Origin of the sequence: Enterobacter cloacae subsp. cloacae ATCC 13047, assembly GCF_000025565.1 — a bacterium.
In the GTDB taxonomy this organism is placed as follows: domain Bacteria; phylum Pseudomonadota; class Gammaproteobacteria; order Enterobacterales; family Enterobacteriaceae; genus Enterobacter; species Enterobacter cloacae.
Genome location: NC_014121.1, coordinates 4,423,942 through 4,444,685, shown reverse-complemented (window position 1 = coordinate 4,444,685; position 20,744 = coordinate 4,423,942). Strand labels below are relative to the sequence as shown.

The 20,744-nt window shown below is 55.2% G+C and carries 19 protein-coding genes and 1 pseudogene; 8 read left to right on the top strand and 12 right to left on the bottom strand.

What is annotated here, in order from left to right; all coding sequences use genetic code 11:
• The first annotated feature begins 37 nt into the window (after positions 1–37).
• Positions 38–936, top strand: a pseudogene (locus ECL_RS21610) (AraC family transcriptional regulator).
• A 45-nt stretch (positions 937–981) separates the two neighbouring features.
• On the opposite strand, the gene yghB reads toward ECL_RS21610, so the two are convergent.
• Positions 982–1,641 (bottom strand): DedA family general envelope maintenance protein YghB, encoded by a 660-nt coding sequence (gene yghB, locus ECL_RS21605; RefSeq protein ID WP_013098714.1) that lies wholly within the window; start codon positions 1,639–1,641, stop codon positions 982–984.
• Between the two features lie 142 nt (positions 1,642–1,783).
• A complete protein-coding gene (gene metC / locus ECL_RS21600) occupies positions 1,784–2,971 on the bottom strand; it encodes a cystathionine beta-lyase (RefSeq protein ID WP_013098713.1) in 1,188 nt (395 codons plus the stop codon).
• Positions 2,972–3,222: 251 nt separating this feature from the next.
• Between metC and exbB the strand changes: the two genes are divergently transcribed.
• On the top strand, positions 3,223–3,954 hold the full coding sequence (gene exbB, locus ECL_RS21595) for a tol-pal system-associated acyl-CoA thioesterase (RefSeq protein ID WP_013098712.1): 732 nt from the start codon (positions 3,223–3,225) through the stop codon (positions 3,952–3,954).
• Positions 3,955–3,960: 6 nt separating this feature from the next.
• On the top strand, positions 3,961–4,386 hold the full coding sequence (gene exbD / locus ECL_RS21590; RefSeq protein WP_014833267.1) for a TonB system transport protein ExbD: 426 nt from the start codon (positions 3,961–3,963) through the stop codon (positions 4,384–4,386).
• A gap of 42 nt (positions 4,387–4,428) precedes the next feature.
• Here the strand turns inward: exbD and ECL_RS21585 are convergent, their stop codons facing one another.
• On the bottom strand, positions 4,429–4,878 hold the full coding sequence (locus tag ECL_RS21585) for a hypothetical protein (RefSeq protein ID WP_013098710.1): 450 nt from the start codon (positions 4,876–4,878) through the stop codon (positions 4,429–4,431).
• 1 nt (position 4,879) lies between these two features.
• A complete protein-coding gene (locus ECL_RS21580) occupies positions 4,880–5,284 on the bottom strand; it encodes a hypothetical protein (protein ID WP_013098709.1) in 405 nt (134 codons plus the stop codon).
• A gap of 104 nt (positions 5,285–5,388) precedes the next feature.
• Between ECL_RS21580 and ECL_RS21575 the strand changes: the two genes are divergently transcribed.
• Positions 5,389–5,892, top strand: coding sequence for an ESA_00282 family adhesion-associated protein (locus ECL_RS21575; protein WP_013098708.1), 504 nt, complete (start codon positions 5,389–5,391; stop codon positions 5,890–5,892).
• A gap of 72 nt (positions 5,893–5,964) precedes the next feature.
• Positions 5,965–6,453 carry a TIGR00645 family protein gene (locus tag ECL_RS21570; protein ID WP_013098707.1) on the top strand — a complete coding sequence of 163 codons (489 nt, stop codon included), beginning with the start codon at positions 5,965–5,967 and terminating at the stop codon, positions 6,451–6,453.
• A gap of 48 nt (positions 6,454–6,501) precedes the next feature.
• Here ECL_RS21570 and ECL_RS21565 read toward each other — a convergent pair whose 3' ends face one another.
• Entirely contained in the window at positions 6,502–7,542 is a 1,041-nt protein-coding gene (locus ECL_RS21565) for an aldo/keto reductase (RefSeq protein ID WP_023622102.1), read from the bottom strand.
• A 246-nt stretch (positions 7,543–7,788) separates the two neighbouring features.
• Between ECL_RS21565 and ECL_RS21560 the strand changes: the two genes are divergently transcribed.
• Together ECL_RS21560 and ECL_RS21555 are read left to right on the top strand one after the other, a co-directional pair.
• Positions 7,789–9,336 carry a methyl-accepting chemotaxis protein gene (locus ECL_RS21560; RefSeq protein ID WP_013098705.1) on the top strand — a complete coding sequence of 516 codons (1,548 nt, stop codon included), beginning with the start codon at positions 7,789–7,791 and terminating at the stop codon, positions 9,334–9,336.
• Between the two features lie 163 nt (positions 9,337–9,499).
• Entirely contained in the window at positions 9,500–10,303 is an 804-nt protein-coding gene (locus ECL_RS21555; protein ID WP_013098704.1) for a DUF4225 domain-containing protein, read from the top strand.
• On the opposite strand, the gene ECL_RS21550 is transcribed toward ECL_RS21555, so the two are convergent.
• The 3 genes from ECL_RS21550 to yghU all read right to left on the bottom strand — a co-directional run bounded on the left by ECL_RS21550 (position 10,281) and on the right by yghU (position 12,239).
• Positions 10,281–10,604: a hypothetical protein gene (locus ECL_RS21550; RefSeq protein ID WP_044157580.1), complete on the bottom strand. Its 324-nt coding sequence runs from the start codon at positions 10,602–10,604 to the stop codon at positions 10,281–10,283. The genes ECL_RS21555 and ECL_RS21550 overlap by 23 nt on opposite strands.
• Before the next feature lie 272 nt (positions 10,605–10,876).
• The gene (locus tag ECL_RS21545) at positions 10,877–11,209 is read right to left on the bottom strand and encodes a glycine zipper domain-containing protein (protein ID WP_013098702.1); all 333 of its coding nucleotides are present in this window, start codon (positions 11,207–11,209) and stop codon (positions 10,877–10,879) included.
• Between the two features lie 160 nt (positions 11,210–11,369).
• Positions 11,370–12,239, bottom strand: a complete 870-nt coding sequence (gene yghU / locus ECL_RS21540) for a glutathione-dependent disulfide-bond oxidoreductase (protein ID WP_013098701.1) — start codon at positions 12,237–12,239, stop codon at positions 11,370–11,372.
• A gap of 183 nt (positions 12,240–12,422) precedes the next feature.
• Between yghU and gss the strand changes: the two genes are divergently transcribed.
• Positions 12,423–14,285, top strand: a complete 1,863-nt coding sequence (gene gss, locus ECL_RS21535) for a bifunctional glutathionylspermidine amidase/synthase (RefSeq protein WP_013098700.1) — start codon at positions 12,423–12,425, stop codon at positions 14,283–14,285.
• Positions 14,286–14,332: 47 nt separating this feature from the next.
• Here gss and pgaD read toward each other — a convergent pair whose 3' ends face one another.
• From pgaD to pgaA, 4 genes are read right to left on the bottom strand one after another with little or no spacing between them, the layout of a single operon-like run.
• Positions 14,333–14,761 (bottom strand): poly-beta-1,6-N-acetyl-D-glucosamine biosynthesis protein PgaD, encoded by a 429-nt coding sequence (pgaD, locus tag ECL_RS21530; RefSeq protein WP_013098699.1) that lies wholly within the window; start codon positions 14,759–14,761, stop codon positions 14,333–14,335.
• The gene (gene pgaC / locus ECL_RS21525) at positions 14,758–16,089 is read right to left on the bottom strand and encodes a poly-beta-1,6-N-acetyl-D-glucosamine synthase (protein ID WP_013098698.1); all 1,332 of its coding nucleotides are present in this window, start codon (positions 16,087–16,089) and stop codon (positions 14,758–14,760) included. Before pgaC ends, pgaD begins: the two co-directional genes overlap by 4 nt.
• The gene (gene pgaB, locus ECL_RS21520; RefSeq protein ID WP_013098697.1) at positions 16,082–18,019 is read right to left on the bottom strand and encodes a poly-beta-1,6-N-acetyl-D-glucosamine N-deacetylase PgaB; all 1,938 of its coding nucleotides are present in this window, start codon (positions 18,017–18,019) and stop codon (positions 16,082–16,084) included. Before pgaB ends, pgaC begins: the two co-directional genes overlap by 8 nt.
• Before the next feature lie 8 nt (positions 18,020–18,027).
• Positions 18,028–20,466 carry a poly-beta-1,6 N-acetyl-D-glucosamine export porin PgaA gene (pgaA, locus tag ECL_RS21515; protein WP_038420571.1) on the bottom strand — a complete coding sequence of 813 codons (2,439 nt, stop codon included), beginning with the start codon at positions 20,464–20,466 and terminating at the stop codon, positions 18,028–18,030.
• Positions 20,467–20,744 lie beyond the last annotated feature (278 nt).

The window sequence follows — 20,744 nt, the reverse complement described above, 5'->3', positions numbered from 1 at the left end:
CTGTGAGGGTCGCAAACCGTACCCGGAGTAACGCTAAATGAACCGTGAAGCCATCTGTCTTCAGCTCACTTCGCAGATTAAAAGACTGATTGATAAGCAAAATAACCCAGGCGAACTGCTGCCGGATATTCGCCTGCTCTACGGGACGCAGCCGGGAACGCGGACGCCGGTGATGTATCAGCCGGGCATCGTTTTTCTCTTTTCCGGCCATAAAATTGGTTATATCAATGAACGCGTGTTCCGTTATGACACCAATGAATATCTGCTGCTGACAGTACCTTTACCCTTCGAATGTGAAACCTTCGCGACAGAGGAGGTACCGCTGGCGGGGATCCGCGTAAATGTCGATATTCTTCAGCTTCAGGAGCTGCTGATGGACATTGGCGAAGACGAGCTTTTCCAGCCGTCGATGGCGGCGAGCGGCATTAACTCAGCCACGCTGTCAGAGGAGATCCTCTGTGCCATTGAGCGTCTGCTGGACGTGATGGAGAGGCCGCTGGATGCGCGTATTCTGGGTAAGCAAATCATCCGCGAAATTCTCTATCATGTGCTGCTGGGGCCGGGGGCGGGGCACTACTGGCGCTGGTCAGTCGGCAGACCCACTTCAGCCTGATAAGCCGCGTGCTCAAGCGCATCGAAAGCCAGTACACGGAAAACCTCAGCGTTGACCAGCTGGCGGCGGAAGCGAACATGAGCGTCTCGGCGTTTCACCACAACTTTAAGTCAGTGACCAGCACCTCGCCGCTGCAATACCTCAAAACCTACCGTCTGCATAAGGCGCGGATGCTGATGATCCACGACGGCATGAAGGCCAGCGCGGCGGCGATGCGGGTCGGGTATGAGAGTGCATCGCAGTTTAGTCGGGAGTTTAAGCGCTACTTCGGCGTCACGCCGGGGGAAGATGCGTCACGCATCCGAACCATGCAGGGAGTCTGACGGCAAACGTAGGCCGGGTAAGCGATAGCGCCACCCGGCTTTTATTTATGCACTGCAGTACTTCTTCTTAATCACCACCGCAATCGTTCCCACCAGTCCAGCCACCAGTAGAAACATCGGCAGCACCATCAGGAAGGTCATTACCTGGTCTTCATGATGCTTCACAAACGGGATCATGTTCAGTGCGTAGCCGAGAGTGGTAACGACACCCACCCATAACAACGCGCTCAGCCAGTTGAAGAACTGGAAGCGGCGGTTCGACAGGCCGGAAATGCCTGCCATGGTGGGCAGCAGGGTGCGAACAAAGGCCAGAAAACGCCCGGCCAGCAAGGCCAGCAGGCCATGCCTGTCAAACATGCAGGTCGCACGCTGATGGTATTTATGCGGTAGCTGCGCCAGCCAGCCCTTCACGACGCGCGTGTTGCCGAGCCAGCGGCCCTGCAGATAGCTCAGCCAGCAGCCCAGGCTTGCCGCGGAGGTGAGGATCACCATGGTCGGCGCGAAGTCCATGACACCTTTACCGATTAACGCCCCCGCAAGCAAAAGGAGGCTATCACCGGGTAAAAATGAGGCTGGCAGTAATCCATTTTCCAGAAACAGGGTCGCGAACATCACGAAATAGACGATACCTACAACGTGAGGATCGGTCAGTGCGGCGAAGTCGTGTTGCCAGAGCGCCGCGATAATATCTTGAATAACAGCCATGGACTTTCCTGTGGAACAACAGATATAGCACTATTGTACTCCCTTATTTGCCCGATGGGGTTGATCGCGGGCGCAACTAATGCAGACTTTTCTGTTGGCGGTGTCCACAAAAGCATCCATGGAGTACATGTTTGCCAGCACTCTACACGATACGCGCAAACCCTGCTGCTAAATCGGCAATTAAATCGTCCGCGTTTTCTAAACCGATATGCAGGCGAATCAGGGTGCCGCTGAAGTCCACTTCACCGCCGGGGCGCAGGGCCGCAATCTGCTCCGGCTGATTAGGCAGGATCAGGGATTCAAACCCGCCCCAGGAGTAGGCCATGCTGAAGAGGGTAAAATTATCCAGATAGCTTGCCAGCTCGTCATTATTCAGCCGTTTTTTTAGAACGAATGAGAATAAACCGCTGCTGCCCGTAAAGTCTCGTTGCCAGAATTCATGCCCTTTACTGCCCGGCAGTGCCGGATGGTTGACGCGCTCAACCTGCGGGTGCTGCGCCAGCCACTCAGCTATCTTCAGGCTGCTTTCGTGATGCTGACGCAGGCGCACCCCCAGCGTGCGGATGCCTCGGCTGGTCATGTAGGCGGTATCGGCATCGACCATCTGCCCCATCAGGTAGGCATTTTCCCGCAGTTGATCCCAGCAGCGGGCGTTAGACACGGCCGTGCCGATCATCCCGTCTGAGTGGCCAATCAGATATTTGGTCGCCGCCTGAATGGAGATATCAATGTCGAATTCCAGCGCTTTAAACAGCACGCCTGCCGCCCAGGTGTTGTCGATCATGATAATCGCCTCTGGCGCTTTGCTGCGCACGGCTTTCACAATGGCCGGCACGTCGTGTACTTCCATGGTGATCGAACCCGGAGATTCCAGGAACACAATGCGCGTGTTGGGCTGAATAAGCTCTGCGATGCCTTCGCCAATCAGCGGATCGAACCAGCCCGTGGTTACGCCGAGTCGGGAGAGGATTTTGGTGCAGAAATCCTGACTCGGTTCATAGGCGGTGTTGGTCATCAGAATATGGTCGCCCTGTTCCACGAACGCCAGAATGGTGTTGGCGACTGCCGCCGCACCGCACGGAAACAGCGCGCAGCCTGCGCCGCCTTCCAGCTCGCACATGGCTTCCTGCAGTGAGAAGTGGGTTAGCGTGCCACGACGTCCGTAAAACAGCCCGCCTTTGGCGCGGTTACGCGTGGCGATTTTTTTGTCCTCTACGGTATCAAACACCAGCGAGGAGGCCCGTTGGATCACGCTGTTCACCGAACCCTGAGTATATTTCTTGCTGCGCCCGGCCTGTACCAGCGTGGTATCAAGATGCTTCTTGGTCATGTTCGCTAACCCTGTTTTTATACGTCTGGACGTCCAGACTACCACGAATGTGAAAATCTGCACCCGGATGCTTATCGAATAAGCAGAAAATATTAGCAAAAAACCGCATAAGAAATTTTTACTGCGTAAGCGCAAGGAATATGAGCGAAAATTGCGGCACTATGTAAATAGTAATGAGAACGACTATCAATTCGACGATGTTTTGATATTATTACGTTCAGATTTTGTGATTTGCGTCCTGGAGATACAGAGTGGGTAATAATTTGATGCAGACGGATCTCTCCGTTTGGGGCATGTATCATCATGCTGACATCGTGGTTAAGATTGTGATGATCGGCCTGATTCTGGCGTCCGTGATCACGTGGGCTATCTTCTTTGGCAAGAGCGCCGAGCTGATTTCTCAGAAGCGCCGCCTCAAGCGTGAGCAACAGCAGCTGGCTGAAGCCCGCTCTCTGGATCAGGCGTCTGACATGACCTCATCCTTCCACGCGAAAAGCCTGACCACCCTGTTAGTTAACGAAGCGCAAAACGAGCTGGAACTCTCCGCAGGCAGTGAAGATAACGAAGGTATTAAAGAACGTACCGGCTTCCGTCTGGAGCGTCGCGTCGCCGCCGTGGGCCGTCATATGGGCCGGGGCAATGGATATCTGGCGACCATCGGGGCCATCTCGCCATTCGTGGGTCTGTTCGGTACGGTCTGGGGCATCATGAACAGCTTTATCGGGATTGCGCAAACCCAAACGACGAACCTGGCGGTAGTTGCACCGGGTATCGCCGAAGCGCTGCTGGCGACCGCTATCGGTCTGGTTGCGGCGATCCCTGCGGTGGTTATCTATAACGTCTTCGCGCGCATGATTGGCAGCTATAAAGCCACCCTCGGTGACGTCGCCGCGCAGGTTCTGCTGCTGCAAAGCCGCGATCTTGATCTGAATGCCAGTGCCGCTAAACCGGTGCACGCGGCGTCCAAACTGCGCGTAGGTTAATGAATTATGGCAATGCGTCTTAATGAAAATCTGGACGATAACGGCGAAATGCATGAAATCAACGTGACGCCGTTTATCGACGTTATGCTGGTTCTGCTGATTATCTTCATGGTTGCTGCGCCGCTGGCGACGGTCGACGTGAAGGTAAACCTGCCGGCCTCGTCCAGCCAGCCGCAGCCGCGCCCGGAAAAGCCCATCTATCTGTCGGTGAAAGCAGATAAATCGATGTTCCTCGGCAACGACCCGGTGACGGCTGACTCTGTCATCCCGGCGCTGGATCAGCTCACTGGCGGTAAGAAAGACACGACGGTCTTCTTCCGTGCGGATAAAACCGTTGATTACGAGACCATGATGAAGGTCATGGATACACTGCATCAGGCGGGTTATCTGAAGATTGGGCTGGTCGGCGAAGAGAAAGCGGCCGCGAAATAACGAAGAAGCTGGCGAAAGCCGGCTTTTTTTATGCCTGTCGGGTTATTCGTTTTTGTTATCCGTCGACGCGGGAGAGAGGGTTGCCAGCGCGTCCTCGTCAAGCGCGACGCTGGTGATGTTTGAGGTACGATACTCGCCGTCGGACAGTTTGCGCGTCAGGCGCAGGGTCGCGGTTTCTCTGGCCAGCAGATACTGATAATTGGCCTCCAGACGCCCCAGAAGCTTCTCTTTCAGCTCGGGCCGTTGTTCGATGATGGCATTCATCACGGCGCCGTAAATCTCTTCCTTGACCTGTAAGGGATAAATCTCGCGGCGGTTCTGCCATTTCAGGCGCACCAGCGTCGCCGGAATGGAAACCAGATCCTGGGTAATACGCGTCATTTCGGCGTTTTTGGTGTTACGCAAAGCCTCGAGATTTTGCTTTAAGATAAATTCGTCACTTTTTTTCTCATCTAAAGTCAAATAGACATCGTTATCTTTAACGTCTTTCACATTAATCTTCCCCCAGGTTATAAAAAATAGGGTTGTTTTTTTCTCGCGTAATTAGATTAAGCCAAATTTCATTGCCCGCTTCATTTATTTCTTTGGTCTTTTCGGCCATTATTTGGCTTAGTTTCTGGGCATCTATTTCGCCTTCTGCCTGCAGGTCATTTAACAGGTGGACAAAGGCTTCAATTTTGATGGCGCGAAATAAGCGATCTTTTATATGACGATCGTGTTCTTCCAGCAACATATTACGGGATTTGCCGCTCCGGGAAACACCAATTAATATGTCAGGCTCAAAATCAGCGAGCTTTCTTTTTCCCTGAGTGAAATTAGCCTCTTTTTCTGCTTCCGTCGGTTGCTGTTCCACAGGCGTGATGTGGTACTTAGCCGGGACGAGATAGTCGGGCAACATTTTTTAATTTCCTTTAATTTCAACAAGGTGGGGAAGATAAAGGCGTGAGATTCGTTGACAATATCATGAGGCAATTTTAAAATCAAAAAAAATGGAGCCAACCCATGAACAGCATCTTTTTTACGGTCATTACATTACTATTACTGACCGCTGGTGTTCTTTTATTGATGCAGGAGTTCAATAAAACGAAAGAGTCGAAAGACACCAGTGAAACCCCACAGCCTGAACTGATGACTAAAGAGGAAGGTGAAGACCATTTCTCTGTTTTGATGAACTCGGTGACGCCGGTTTGGTACTGGCGGGTGAACCATGAATATATCGACTTTTTGCACGCGACAATAAAGCGGATGAAAATGTCGGAAATTAATGACACGCCGGGCCTGTTTGAAGCGCAGCGTCGCTGCAGTGACCTGAATTCAGCGGTCTATAAATATTACGACAATATCAAAAAGCGCTGTCTGAATGGTGAGAAGGTCTCGTATTCCGATTTAGACGTATTAAACCTGCGTCAGTGCTTTCGCGAGTTCAGCCTGGAAGCCTATCCGGAGCTGGTGGTGCTGGTCTGGCCGGAGTATGCGCGCCCTGAGGTGGATCCTGACAACGTGTAATGGTTAGTTGTTGCAAACAGTTAGCGCCGTTGCGATATACTGAGTGCTGGTTTCGTTTGCAGACAGGACTTTATGGAACGCTTCTTTGAAAACGCTATGTACGCCTCGCGCTGGATACTGGCACCCGTCTATTTTGGCCTTTCGCTGGCGCTGATTGCGCTCACGATTAAGTTCTTCCAGGAAATCTTGCATGTTCTGCCGAACATCTTTTCCATTGCCGAAGCAGATTTGATTCTGGTTCTGCTGTCACTGGTGGATATGACGCTGGTGGGGGGCTTACTGGTGATGGTGATGTTCTCTGGCTATGAGAATTTTGTCTCCCAGCTTGATATCGACGCGCGTAAAGAAAAGCTGAGCTGGCTGGGCAAAATGGATGCCACGTCGCTGAAGAATAAAGTGGCCGCTTCGATTGTGGCGATCTCCTCCATCCACCTGTTACGCGTGTTCATGGACGCAAAGAATGTCCCGGACAACAAACTAATGTGGTATGTCATTATCCATCTGACGTTTGTGCTTTCGGCGTTTGTGATGGGGTATCTGGATAAGATCAGCAAGAAGTAATTTCCTTCTTAACCACCCTCTCCCTGTGGGAGAGGGCAACAGACCGCACTATTTATCCGACGACGCCTGCCACAGATTCAACTCTCCATCCGCAACATGCTTATCAATGCGTATCAGCTCCTCTTCGCTAAAGCGCAGGTTTTTCAGCGCCTGAACGTTCTCTTCCAGCTGTTCCGGGCGGCTCGCACCAATCAGCACGGACGTTACGCGCTCATCTTTCAGCAGCCAGCTTAGCGCCATCTGCGCCATTGTCTGACCACGTGCCTGTGCCATCTCATTGAGCAAGCGCAGACTGTTCAGATTGGCTTCGGTCAGCATCTTCTGCGTCAGCCCGCGCACTTTATTCCCCTCGCGCTGCATCCGCGAACCTTCAGGAATACCGTTGAGGTATTTTCCGGTCAGCAACCCCTGCGCCAGTGGGGTAAACGCAATACAGCCAGTACCGTTTTGCTTTAGCGTCTCCAGCAGGCCGGTTTTATCCACCCAGCGGTTAAGCAGGTTGTACGACGGCTGATGGATGAGCAGTGGGATTTTCCATTCGCGAAGCAGGTCAGCCATTTTCTGCGTGCGCGCCGTTGAATAGGACGAAATTCCGACATACAGCGCTTTACCGCTCTGCACCGCATGGGCCAGCGCGGCAGCGGTCTCTTCCATCGGCGTGTTCTCATCCACGCGATGGGAATAGAAAATATCGACATATTCCAGACCCATACGCTTCAGGCTCTGGTCGAGGCTGGCGAGCAGATATTTGCGCGAGCCGCCCGAGCCATACGGTCCCGGCCACATGTCGTAACCCGCTTTGGTGGAGATAATCAGCTCGTCGCGACAGGCGGCAAAATCCTCCCGCAGCAGGCGACCAAAGTTCTCTTCCGCGCTCCCCGCAGGCGGGCCGTAGTTATTGGCAAGATCGAAATGGGTGATACCGAGGTCGAAGGCTTTACGCAGTAGCGCACGCTGGGTGTCGAGCGGCTGAACGTGGCCGAAGCTATGCCACAGGCCAAGCGACAGCGCAGGCAGGCGCAGCCCGCTTTTGCCACAGTAGCGGTACTGCATATTTTCATAACGGCCGGGGTTAGGGTGCCAGGACATGATGTCTCCTTTCTTATCGATGAATTTTCGAAACAGCGTTTTCATTCTTTGATTATCAAACCATAAATCTGCTCGTGAAGCGATGTCGCGGCGGGAAAGGCCTCTAAGCGTTAACCGGTGCTGTGGTACCTGTGAAGCCACGCTAACGAAAAATAGTTACAAAAGGTTATAATTTCCGCGGTTCCTGCCGATAACGAGAGTAGTACTCGCCTCTGGGCGAACTCACCCTCACGGCAAGGAACACTTATGAACATGCTCCGTAATTTCACGATCCGTTTCGTCATGCTGACGATCCTGGGGATCTTTTGTTTAATGTGGGCAGGCGTTGGACTCTACAGCACCTGGTCCCTCTCTCGCGTTTCGGATGGCAATGAAGTCGATCGCCAGCTGGTGAAACAGATGACCATACTCAGCGAGGGCAACGATCAGTATTTCCGCTTTGTCACCCGACTGAGCCGCGCGATGGAAGTCAAAGCCGCCGGCGGTACGCCGGATCTGGCCTCCGCCCAGCAGGCGCTGGATAACATGGGCAAAAAACTGGCCGAGATGAAAGCGATCTCTCCGGGCCCGATGGATGAACAGGTCTCCTCCCGGGTGATCGGCACCTGGCAGGCGCTGCTCGAGCAGGGCGTTACGCCACAAATGCAGCAGGCGAAGCTGGGCGCGCTGGATGGTTATCGCCAGCAGGCTAATAACGTCACGCCACAGTTGAGCCGTGCGTTTGGTGCGGCCGCTGAGGAGTTCAATAACGCCGCTGCGAAGGCCCTCGACAGTACCCGCGTAGTGGTGGATGGCCTGACCAGCATGACCCGCACGGTGATTATTGCCGCCACCGTGTTTGGTCTGCTGATCCTGCTCTTTAGCGACCGTTACCTGGTGGCGATGCTGGTGAAACCGCTGGACCGAATTCGTCAGCAGTTCCGCCAGATTGCGCAGGGCGATCTCAGCCAGCCCATTGAACCGTTTGGTCGTAATTGTGTGGGACAGCTGGTGCCGTTGCTGAGTGCCATGCAGGACAGCCTGCGCGAGGCGGTCAGCACGATCCGCGCGGGCAGTGAAAATATCTGGCGCGGGGCGACCGAGATCTCCAGCGGTAACAACGATCTCTCCTCCCGTACCGAAGAGCAGGCTGCCGCGCTGGAAGAGACAGCAGCCAGCATGGAGCAACTCACTGCCACCGTGAAGCTGAACGCCGAAAGTGCACGTCAGGCAAGCCAGCTGGCGGATGTGGCATCGACCACGGCCAGCCGCGGTGGCTCGCTGGTGGAGGAGGTGGTGACCACCATGAGCGGTATTTCCGACAGCTCGAAGAAAATTGCTGAAATCACCACCGTGATTAACAGTATCGCCTTCCAGACCAATATCCTGGCGCTCAACGCAGCAGTGGAAGCGGCGCGAGCGGGTGAGCAAGGCCGTGGCTTTGCCGTGGTGGCAGGTGAGGTGCGTAATCTGGCCAGCCGCAGCGCCAACGCGGCGAAAGAGATTGAAGGGCTGATTGCCGATTCCGTCGCTCGCGTCGAGCAGGGGGCTCAACTGGTGAACGACACGGGGACCACCATGGAAGCGATTCTGCGCGATGTAACGGAAGTGACCACCATCATGAAGCAGATTGCGTCAGCTTCTGAGGAGCAAAGCAAAGGCATTTCCCAGGTCGGGGTTGCCATTACGCAGATGGACGGTGTGACCCAGCAAAACGCCTCGCTGGTGGAGCAGGTCTCCGCCGCGGCAGCGGCACTTGAGCGGCAGACCGAAGAGCTTCAGCGTTCGGTGCAGAAGTTCCGCCTCACGGCATAACATGTAAAGGCCGCCTCGTGCGGCCTTTCACCGGATTGTTCTCAGGAATGTGGTGGCAAGTTTTCACTCAGTGGGCGACGGACAGGGGAATTTCAACGCTATTATTTGTTGTCAAAAATCGTTTCGGGAATATGCTTTCAAAAACCGATAAGCGAGGCAATAAATGGACACGTTGCTTTTACCCGGCCAGAACCCCCGTGCCTGGGCAGAAACTATGATCAACCTGGAGGCCAGGAAACTGGTTAATACGGCCAATACGGTAGCGGCTATGCATCTTCAGGATGGTTTTATCCGGATTCAGTTTGTAGATGAGATCAGGGCATTCATCATGGCTCAATTTGAGGCCGCACGCCGGGCAAAAACGGATGATGACTGTATGGCCTGTCTGCAGGCATTGCGTGCTGAGAATACCAGTCTGCTTGAACAGTCCCGTGCTCTTAAAACCGGCTATGCAAAACTCTATGCCGAGGTGAAGGTTGTCCGGGACGAGAACAAAATTGTGGGCTACATCATCTCGGCTGTTGACGTGGTGGTAGCAGGGGCGGCTATCTTTGGCGGGATCGTCATGATGTCCTCCATGACGCCGGTGGGCGTGGTGGCCGGTGCCGTGATTGTTGTTAACGGGCTTAACACTATTTCACGTGAGGCCGCACACAACCTCCTCGGTGATAAGCAAACGGAGGGAATTTTCGCTGACGGCTCGATGGAGGTCGCAGAATTCCTGGGCTTCAGCCGGCAGCAAGGGCTGGGGACCTATAAGGCTGTCACGCTCTTCAGTGAAGTCTACGGCGCGTATGGTCTGAGGCTGAAACCCGAAGCACAACGGCTGTGGTACTGGACCAGGCCCGATTTCTTCAGGAAAGTATCCGATACGCCACGTCCCGCGATGGCGCTTAAAATTGCGGGATGGGGTGTTAAAGCCAAAGTGGCGCTTGATTTACTGACTATCGAGCCTGCCGGGAAATAGTCTTTTGCAGGCGGAATGCTTTCCAGCCCAGAACTGGTGGAAAGGTCACCCAGGCGATGATCAGGACAACAAGGGAACTCATGCCCCCGGAAAGAATGTGTGTCAGGCTGCCGATGATAAGGGTGACCAGCATAACCAGAACCAGCGCGACCGTGACCCATACCGAAACTCGGAAGCGCCGTGAGAGCGCATCGATGAGATGCTGCATTGTGCCTCCGGCTGCTGTGAGTCGGCCCTGTAAATTGTCTACTTCGCTTTTGCTGAAACCCGCCTCAAGCAGGTCTTTCTCACTGATAGCCATCACGTCCTCCCTAATCAGGCGAAAGTATACAGTATCAGACCAATAATCCCCAGGTGACCAGCGTAAGCAAAATAAAAGAAATTACGGAGAATGGACGCTGAAAACTTACCGAAGAAAGTTCAGTACATAAGGAAACCGCAAGCAGGGGGCTACCCGTAACGATTGCGGCAATACTTCCTGTTTCTCAATCGGAACCGAGAGAATATAAAAACCCAGCGTAATAGCTGGGTTTCTTTATCATATCGGTTTGAAATGCAGACCTACGGCGTTTATCAGTGCGTCGCTTCACCAATCAGCGCGCCTGAACCCGCACCGACAGCTGCACCTTTCAGTACGCTGTTGCCCGTTACGGCAGCGGCACCTGCACCAACAACAGCGCCTACGGCACCGCCTTTACGCGCGGCTTTACCTTTGTCACCGTTTTTGAACATCGCACCCGTGCCTGCACCTACGACCGCGCCGCCTACGGTGGATTTCAGATCTTTACCTGTGGCCGCCCCAATCGCCGCGCCTGCTACCGCACCGGCGGCGGTTTTATCCATCGCCATACCTGAGGTAGAAAAAAGAAGGATGCTGATCACCAGCGCTGTATTGATTGATTTCATAACAAATCCTTTGTGACTGCTGTCGGTTGAAACGTCGCTTCTCGCCGTCTGGCTGGAGAAAAACGTCCGCATAGTGCCAGTAATACCGGCCCAACCCTTAAGCTAATCATGCCCTGGGCAAGGATTTGCCTGGCCGGGCGGTTACCCGCCCGGCATTGCATCACGCCTGACGCTTATCTTCGGTTTTGGTCTCGAAGTCGCTCGCCGCGTGGCGTTCGTGGAGTTGCTCGTTAAGCTCACCGTTGGTGCGGTTCACAATCCGTCCGCGCTTCACGGCAGGGCGGTTCGCTACGTCTTTCGCCCAGCGCTGGACGTTGGTGTACTTTTCTGCGTCCAGGAACTCGGCGGCGTTGTAGACGCTGCCCAGCGCCACGCAGCCAAACCACGGCCAGACCGCCATATCGGCGATGGTGTATTCTTCACCCGCCACGTAGCGGCCGCGGGCGAGCTGTTTATCCAGCACGTCGAACAGGCGCTTGGCTTCCATCGTGAAGCGGTCAATCGCGTACTCGATCTTCACCGGCGCATAGTTGTAGAAATGGCCGAAACCGCCACCGAGGAACGGGGCCGCGCCCTGCAGCCAGAACAGCCAGTTCAGGGTTTCCGTGCGGCCAGCCGGATCTTTTGGCAGGAAATGCCCGAACTTCTCTGCCAGATAGAGCAGAATGTTGCCGGATTCAAATACGCGCGTTGGCGGGGTGGTGGAGTGGTCACGAAGCGCCGGTATTTTCGAGTTCGGGTTCACCTCAACAAAGCCACTGGAGAACTGATCGCCTTCACCGATGCGGATCAGCCACGCGTCGTACTCCGCGCCCGTTACGCCCAGCGCCAGCAGCTCTTCGAGCATGATCGTCACTTTCTGGCCGTTCGGCGTGCCCAGGGAGTAAAGCTGTAGCGGGTGCGAACCGACGGGCAGATCTTTCTCATGCGTGGCACCAGAAACAGGACGGTTGATGTTGGCGAACGCCCCGCCGCCGTTCTTTTTCCATTCCCACACTTTGGGTGGCTGATAGGTATTTTCGTCTGACATGTTGACCTGCCTTTTTTGTGATGTGTTGAGGCAGTGTAGCAGGAGATGAATAGACCGTTTAACGAACTGAGCGCAAAGGTCAGGGGAGGTGTATGATAACCCTACCTCTGTCAGGTTAATTACAACGTGCAGACGACGACAACCCTTCCAAAAATTGCCGCCTGCCTGTTTTAGGTTGGATACATGCGTAAAGGAAAGTTAAGCAGTGATGCGCCATTCGGGACGTTGTTAGGCTATGCGCCCGGTGGCGTGGCGATTTACTCTTCAAATTACGGCAGTCTGGACCCGCGTAAGTACCCGCAAGACGCGGATTTCCGCAGCTATATCGGCAACGAATACATGGGCCACAAGTGGCAGTGTGTAGAGTTCGCCCGCCGTTTTCTGTTCCTCAACTATGGCTTTGTGTTTACCGATGTCGGGATGGCGTGGGAGATCTTCTCCCTGCGTTTTTTGCGCCAGGTGGTGAACGATAATATTCTGCCGTTACAGGCTTTTGCCAACGGCTCGAAACGCGCGCCGCAGGCCGGGGCGCTGCTCATCTGGCAAAAGGGCGGCGAGTTCCATGAAACCGGCCATGTCGCAATAATCACCCAGCTTTTGGATGGTAAGGTCCGCATTGCCGAGCAGAATGTTATTCACTCCCCGCTTCCGCTCGGACAGCAGTGGACCCGCGAACTGCGCATGACCGTTGAGAACGGCTGTTACACGCTTCATGACACCTTCAGCGATACCGAAATCCTTGGCTGGATGATCCAGACGGACGACACGGAGCACAGCATTCTCCAGCCCGAACCTGACGGCGAACTGCTGAAAATCAGCGGTGCGCGGTTGAAGAATAAACGTCAATACGACGGAAAATGGCTCAACGAAAATGACGCCCTGCAGCAGGCCTACATCCGCGCCAACGGCCACGTTATTAATAACGATCCCTGCCACTATTTCACGATTACCGAAAGCGCCGAGCAGGAGCTGATTAAAGCGACCAATGAACTGCATCTGATGTACCTGCATGCCACCGACAAAGTGCTGAAAGATGATAACTTACTGGCGCTTTTCGATATCCCCAAAATCCTCTGGCCGCGCCTGCGTCTCTCCTGGCAGTGGCGTCGCCACCATATGATCACCGGTCGTATGGATTTCTGTATGGATGAGCGCGGCATTAAGGTTTACGAGTACAACGCTGATTCCGCCTCCTGCCACACCGAGGGCGGGTTAATTCTGGAAGAGTGGGTCAAAAACGGCTATCGCGGCAATGGGCACAACCCGGCAGAAGGTCTGCTGGAAGAGTTGACCGGGGCGTGGAAACACAGCCATGCGCGTCCGTTCGTGCACATCATGCAGGACAACGATGTCGAAGAGGATTATCACGCGCTCTTCATTCAGCGCTCGCTGCTGCAGGCCGGGTTTGAGACCAAAATTCTGCACGGTCTGGGCGCGCTGAGCTGGGATGCTGCCGGGCAGTTAATCGACGACGAAGGTCGCCACGTCAACTGCGTGTGGAAAACCTGGGCGTGGGAGACGGCAATCGAGCAGATTCGGGAGGTCAGCGAAACCGAATACGCTGCCGTGCCAATCCGCACCGGTCACCCGGCAGGCGAGGTGCGGCTGATTGACGTCCTGCTGCGCCCGGAAGTGCTGGTGTTTGAACCGCTGTGGACGGTGATCCCTGGCAATAAGGCGATCCTGCCGGTGCTGTGGCAGCTGTTCCCGAACCACCGCTACCTGCTCGATACCGATTTTGAGGTTAACGCGCTGCTGAAGCAGACAGGTTATGCCGTCAAACCCATTGCCGGCCGTTGCGGCAGTAATATCGATCTGATCAGCGCCCAGGATGAACTGCTGGATAAATCCAGCGGCAAGTTTGTCGATCGCAAGAATATCTATCAGCAGCTGTGGTGTTTGCCGAAGGTGGACGGCAAATATATTCAGGTCTGTACCTTTACCGTGGGCGGGAATTACGGCGGAACCTGCCTGCGTGGGGATGAAACGCTGGTGGTGAAAAAAGAGAGCGATATTGAACCGCTGATTGTAGTGAAGGATAAGTAACCGGGTAGAATCAGCATCCGCAGGGAGAACCTGCGGATGCCTGAGGTTTATTCCTCGTCCTGCTGACTGATTTTCAAATCAATGATGCGGCCGATCTGGTCATGATAGACCGTCAGTAAATTGTACTGGCTCATCTCAGAGATGATTTGCGGCGTCACGTTAAAGCTGCGGGCCAGCTCGTCGTGCTTAAGCGTTGCAGGGCGGCGATGTCGTCTTGCATGCGCGCGGCGGCGATTATATTGATACCACAGGATCAGCAGCCAGCCGTTTAGCGCGGCGATCAGCAAATAGATCAGCACCGTCTTAAAGGAGGCAATAATCACGCCCCAGCGGTAGTCGCTCTCGTTGGTTATCTGCATCCACAGGTTGGCATAGAGGAAAAAGAGAAATCCTCCCCAGGCCAGCAGGGTTAACGCTGCATCAAACAGCCGGGGCACCAGCCGATGTTCAGTCAGGATTAACGTGTTTTCGTTCATTGAATGCTCCCTTTACCTCTGTCCGGACTGATCCAGCGCGCGCGTGAGCGCTGGCGTTTAAGCATGACCTTTGGGAAGGCGACGAGGGTGGTGAACAGGCCGATCATCCAGTACACCATCGGAAACCAGATGATCCAGAAAAGCGAACTCGCCACGTTACGTTCATAGCGTCGCTCGATATACAAACTGACGAGGAACTGCAGCAGGCACATCACCCCCAGCAGGAGCCCGGTGAATTCCGGCGGGAACAGGCTCGTGACGGTCAGGTTTGCCGGGAGCGGCGTGAGGGAGCTGATGATAAATAACAGCACCGTCACCGCATACGCAAACGCCCACAGCGTTGACAGGGCGTACTCTAAAAACAGCGGCCACATGCGATGATGCTCCCAGCGCAGGATCTTGCGAAGATTGACCAGAAACACCTCCGCGCCGCCCTGAGCCCAGCGCAGGCGCTGTTTCCACAGCCCTTTTAGCGTCTCCGGCATCAGGATCCAGCACAGCGCGCGCGGCTCGAAAAAAATATCCCAGTGGCGAAGCTGAAGCTTCCAGCTGATGTCGATATCTTCGGTGATCATATCCGGGCTCCAGTATCCCACGTCCGCCAGCGCCTGACGGCGAAAGGCCGCGATGACGCCAGAGACGGTAAAGACCCGGCCATAGATCCGCTGCGTGCGTTTAATGAGCCCTATGATGGAGGAGAATTCGCCCACCTGAATGCGGCCAATCAACGTGGAGCGCGTGCGAATACGCGGGTTCCCGGTCACGGCGCCCACGTGGGGGTATTGGATCAGCGGGGCAACCAGATAAGCGGCGGTATCGCGATCGAGCAGGGCATCGCCATCAATACAGACCAGAAGGTCTCCCCGGGCCGCCGCTGCGCCCGCTTTCAGCGCCACGGCTTTCCCCTGATTCTCCGCCAGATGAATGACGCGCAGTCGCGGCTGCTCCTGCGCCAGCTGTTGCAGCACCTGCGCGGTGTTATCGGAAGAACCATCGTTGATGGCGATGACCTCAATATTCGGGTAACGCTGGGCCAGCGCGGCACCGATCGTCTCCCGGGCGTTGCGTTCCTCATTGAAACAGGGAATGAGGATCGAAATTAACGGATCGCCCTCTAACGTCGGGGCGGGCGTTTTTCTGTTCCATGACCAGTGTCGTTCAAGCTGAAACCAGAAATAGAGCCCCCCGGTGATCCAGAATACGGACATGAACAGGGGCCAGAAGAAGACAAAATCCAGAATCAGTTCGCCAGTAAAGAGGGCGGCCACGCCTAATGGCAACCCAAATACCAGGCATAAAATTGAGAAGGCGATAAGGCGATCAGTCATTGTCAGGATACCAGTACGAAGAGAATTCAGGCCTGATACGGGAAAGATCAGGTTGGTTATGGATGAAATCGTCGGGGTAGTAACCGTAATGTTTGCTGCCGTTAAGCTGGAGCACGCGCATCCACTCCGCCAGGCGACTATCGGGTACGGCGCGTTGCGGTGTCTGCGCCCAGTCACGGGCCTGCAGCTCAAAAATGGTTTTATTCAGCGCGCCGGGGCGAGTGGCGACGGTCTTAACCAGGCGCGTTAGCCAGGCGTTGCTCTCGTCTGCCGGGACGGACTCCATCAGCGGCATGGCCATCGGCACCGTCCAGTCATACTCCGCCAGAAAGTCATCAAGATTCTGCGCAAACCACGCCTCGCTCGCTGGATCTAGGATCGGCAGGGCGAACATATTGCGCGCGGTTTTTATCTGCGGACCGCGGATATGCTTCACCGCCAGGCTCAGGGCGTGGGTAAACCCGATTAGCGTCTGGCTTTTCTGGCGCGTTGTCTGCTGCCCGGCATCATCCTGATCCGTCAGCACCGCATCGTCATGGAACAAGATCCCATTGAAGCTGGCATAGCGGGCCAGATCTTCATAGATTTCTGTCACCTGCTGTCGAACCTGCGGATCCCACGGCGAAAGCCGGGTATAGGGCTCGGTGGCGACGCGTACCTGGCCCGTTTGCCGATCCCGACGCTGCACACGCGGCAGTGCAGGGGAGAGATCGAACGAGAGAACCGGCATCCACGCGTAGACTTTTACGCCCGCGCGGGTTTGCAGTTGCCAGGCGACAAAGTTAAAGAGATCGGCACGCACGGGCAGCCGACGGTTGGGGAAGTAGAGCGCGTTAATCGTGCCGTTGCCGAGGGGATCGGAAAATGCCTGCAGGAAAACATGGCTGATTTTCATGTCGTAGACCCGCTGGATCAGCGTATTGATGTTTTTGGTCTGCTGAGCCGGATCGGGGTCATAAACGTAATCCAGATCGACATGCATGACGCGCACAGGATCGGTCTCCTGAATCTGCGCGATGCTGCTGGCAAAGGCTTTAAGCGAAGGATTCCCGGAGATTAACAGGCGCGGGATGTTGTCGAGGTGACGCACATCTGCCAGCCCGTCCTCAAGGGTAAAGGCCAGCTGATAACCCTGCTTTCTGGCAATGGCGAGCGACGTGCCGTTGGCAGCACCGTAGGGCCACACCCAGGCACGCGGCGCTTTGCCCGTCACCTGGGCGATTTTTTCGGTGACTTTCCGCACGTCATCGCCGATGCGCTGGCTGAACTGCTGGTCAGTTTCGTAACGCCCTGTCGCGTTATCGTAAAAGCGGCTGGCAATAGCCGGTTCGCGGCTTCCCTGTGGATTGGCCGGTATACCGTAATGCGAAGCCCAGGTATGCGAGCCGATCTCAATCAGCGGGGACTGGCTTAACTCGCGCACCATGTCCCACGTCGCGAAACGGTCCCGGGGTGTCATCAAACCGCCAAAATTCACGTTTTGATGTGCTGGCGTATCCACCCAACTGCCTACCGGGGCCCACAGCGCCGGCACATTCCAGGCCTGGATCAACGGCCAGACGCGGGTATAAAAACTGCTGTAGCCGTCATCAAAACTGAGCAGAAAGGCCTTTGGCGGCAGCGTTTTTTTACCGTCGTGGGCATCCAGAATATCCTGCACGCTGATGGCGTTATACCCGTTATGCACAAGCCAGCTTATCTGCTCGTTTAAGGCGCTGGTCCGCACGGAGAGATAGCGCTGATCGGCGGCGTCATCTTCCACATCGTGATAGGCCAGCACGAGAAAGTGATTCTTCGGCCAGGGTTTACTGGCTTCCGGCTGAGGTCTCTCGTTGGGCGAAATAAACGAAATGGCCTGGGCGCAGACGCTCGCGCTGAAGCATAACCAGCCGATGATGAGCAGGCCCACAGGAAAACGAATGGTCAACATATTCATCCTTAAAACCGTAAAGTCGCATCGAAAGTGACGGCGAGATTGCTTTCTCGTTTGCCGTCGTAAGGGCGCTTATCCCAGTTCAACATCACGCCGGTATCCACGACGTTGTTCCATTGAACGCGTTGCCCGTAGCCGAGCAGGGTGATGGCGCCAGCAGACTGATTTTTCTGCCAGTATCCTCCGGCTCCGGCGACCAGTTGCTGGCTCCAGAGGGTGTCGTAATAGCGGTACAGCTGATGATCGACGGACAACGCAGCCGTCGCGGACAGATCCCGCTCGGGGTTGTAATAGAGCGTATCCCGCTGGCTATTCGCGCTGGCGGAGATGCCCGGTTCAAGATCCAGCGTCAGGGTCGGCGTTTGCCAGAGCCGCTCCTTGCCGGTGAGGGTGTACTCCTGTCGGCGGTTATGGTCGGAAAAATGGCTGATGGCGGCGCTGAGCTGGTACTCACGACGCTCGTTCTGATACCAGCGCACCCAGCCTTCTGCGCGGTCTGCACGGATCCCATTGCGTAACGCCCGCAACGGCGTGGTGCGTGACAGACGTTCAAGGCTGCCGCCAGATTGCCAGCGATCGTTCAGGCTGTACTGACCGGAGAGGCGAGCGCCAGGCGTGTGGGTGCCGTGATAACGGTTGCCGGAGAGCTCTGCTTCAAGCCAGATATCCCGTGACCGCCATTCGACGCCGCCGACCAGATGGCGGCTGGTGCCTTTGCCTTCGTCAAAATTGCCCTCGGCAAAGCGGGTGCCGCCAAACAGTCGCCAGTTATCAGCGACTGGTGGGCCATAGAGCGTGGCGTCCCAGTTCAGATCGTGTGTCCCGCTGACCGGGTTGTCGGAGTGCAATCCCTTGCCTGCATTCAGACGCAGTTCAGACATATGATGCACATTTCTGAGCCTGTCCAGGCGCTGGACGCTGCGGTCACGTGGCGCACGGGCGAGCACGTCGTCGGTCAGAAGTTCCATTTGTCGCCACTCCTGCAGATCCATCGCGACGTAAGCCTGCTGCTGCTCCAGCTCTGTATTTGACGGCTCCAGTACCTCCGCCATTTTGAGCTTTTGCTCTGCGGCCCGTGGCAGGCCGCGGGCCTGAAGCAGGGCGGCATAATCAATCTGTAGCCCCTGGTTGCCGGGTGCCGTGGCAGCCAGACGGTGCGCCACGGCTTCTGCTTGCGGCAGGGCATGGGTTGCCAGCAAATACTGAAACGTGAGCGACTGGCCGATAAGCCATTGATCGTTGGGCTGGGCGGTTGGCGAGCCGTAATCGTAGCGAGCCCAGGGAACGTTGCGGGTCATCTGCGCAAGATAGTGACGGGCGGCCTGATACTGTCCGGTGTCCAGATATGCATAGAAAAGCTGATGTTCTTCATCCTGTGGGTTACGCGCATAGTCAGGATACTTTTGCAGGAGTGCCAGGGCTGCATCGGCGTTTTGCTCCTGAAGATACGCAGAGATCACCCAGCCGATTGCCCAGCCCGGCACTGGATGGTGAGCTGACGTCAGCGCACGATATTCAGCGATCGCCTGCGGGTAATCACCATGCGCATATAGCGCGCCAAGACGGTCGACGCGGGCGCGAATGATATCTTCTGCCGCCTGCGGTTCGTGTTGCCAGCGGGCAAGCAGGGCGTCATAGCGATTCAGTGCGGCTTGCGCGAGACGCAGGCGCTCTTTTTCCGTCCGCCCAGGCGCATCGGCAAGGCGTACCTGTTCGGCGGCGGCGTTAAGTTCAAGCTGGCGCCGTTGTGCGGGCGGCAGAGAAATCCCCTGTGACAGCCGCAGGGCAGGCGTACTGACCCGGTTATCGTTCAGGGCGTCGACGAGCGCGCTGAGCAGTACGTGATTCTCGGGGGCGCTCTTCAGGGCGCGGGTGTCCGCTAATAGACGATCCCAGCTTTTTCCCTGGCGTAAGTACACATAGGCGAGCGTCTCAAGGTTTATCTGGCTGGGGTGGGCTGTTACCCGTTTTTGCGCTTCCTGCAGGGCCAGCCGATCCATGCGGGCATCGGCCAGGGTTTTGATATACCCGATACGGTAGTCGTCGTTCTCCGGTGCAAGGCTACAGGCCTGCTTCCAGAGCGCGAGCGCAGGTTGCCACTGCTTTTGATTTCTCCTGGATTGCGCGGCTGCGGCCACTCCCCGGGCGGGCAGGGGCATATAAACGTGATAACGCAACCACACCTCAATAACCTCATCATCGCGTCCCGCCCAGGAGGCAACCTGCAGCCAGTCTGCCACTTGTTCTGGCGTCAGAGCATGCTGTTGTTGATAACGCTGCAGGTAATGGAGAAACGAAGTGTAATTACCATTGCGCGCCTGCTGAATCTGTTGTTCATATACGGATTCGGCAGCCTGAACCAGAATGGGAAACAGTAATAGCAGACACAATAATTTTGGAACGCGGTAAAAGAATAAAGTATTGAAGCGAAGTGATCTTTCCATATCTATTTGCCATTTGTTTATCATAAATCCATTGCGCAACACGGCCGCCTTTATACGTAGCGTTAAAGGCCATAAATGAGAGCGTAAAATGTGAATGCAGTTACGTTATGAGGTACTTACTTAAAGGTAATTATGGATCCTTATCGTTATGGACCGGTGAAAGGTAATGTACACCTGATATGTTGACGGATAAATATGTTGAAAAGCCGGGTTGTTGTTTTGAGATAATTCTGTATCCGGGTGATTTTTATGATTATTTTTAACGGAGTCTATATTTG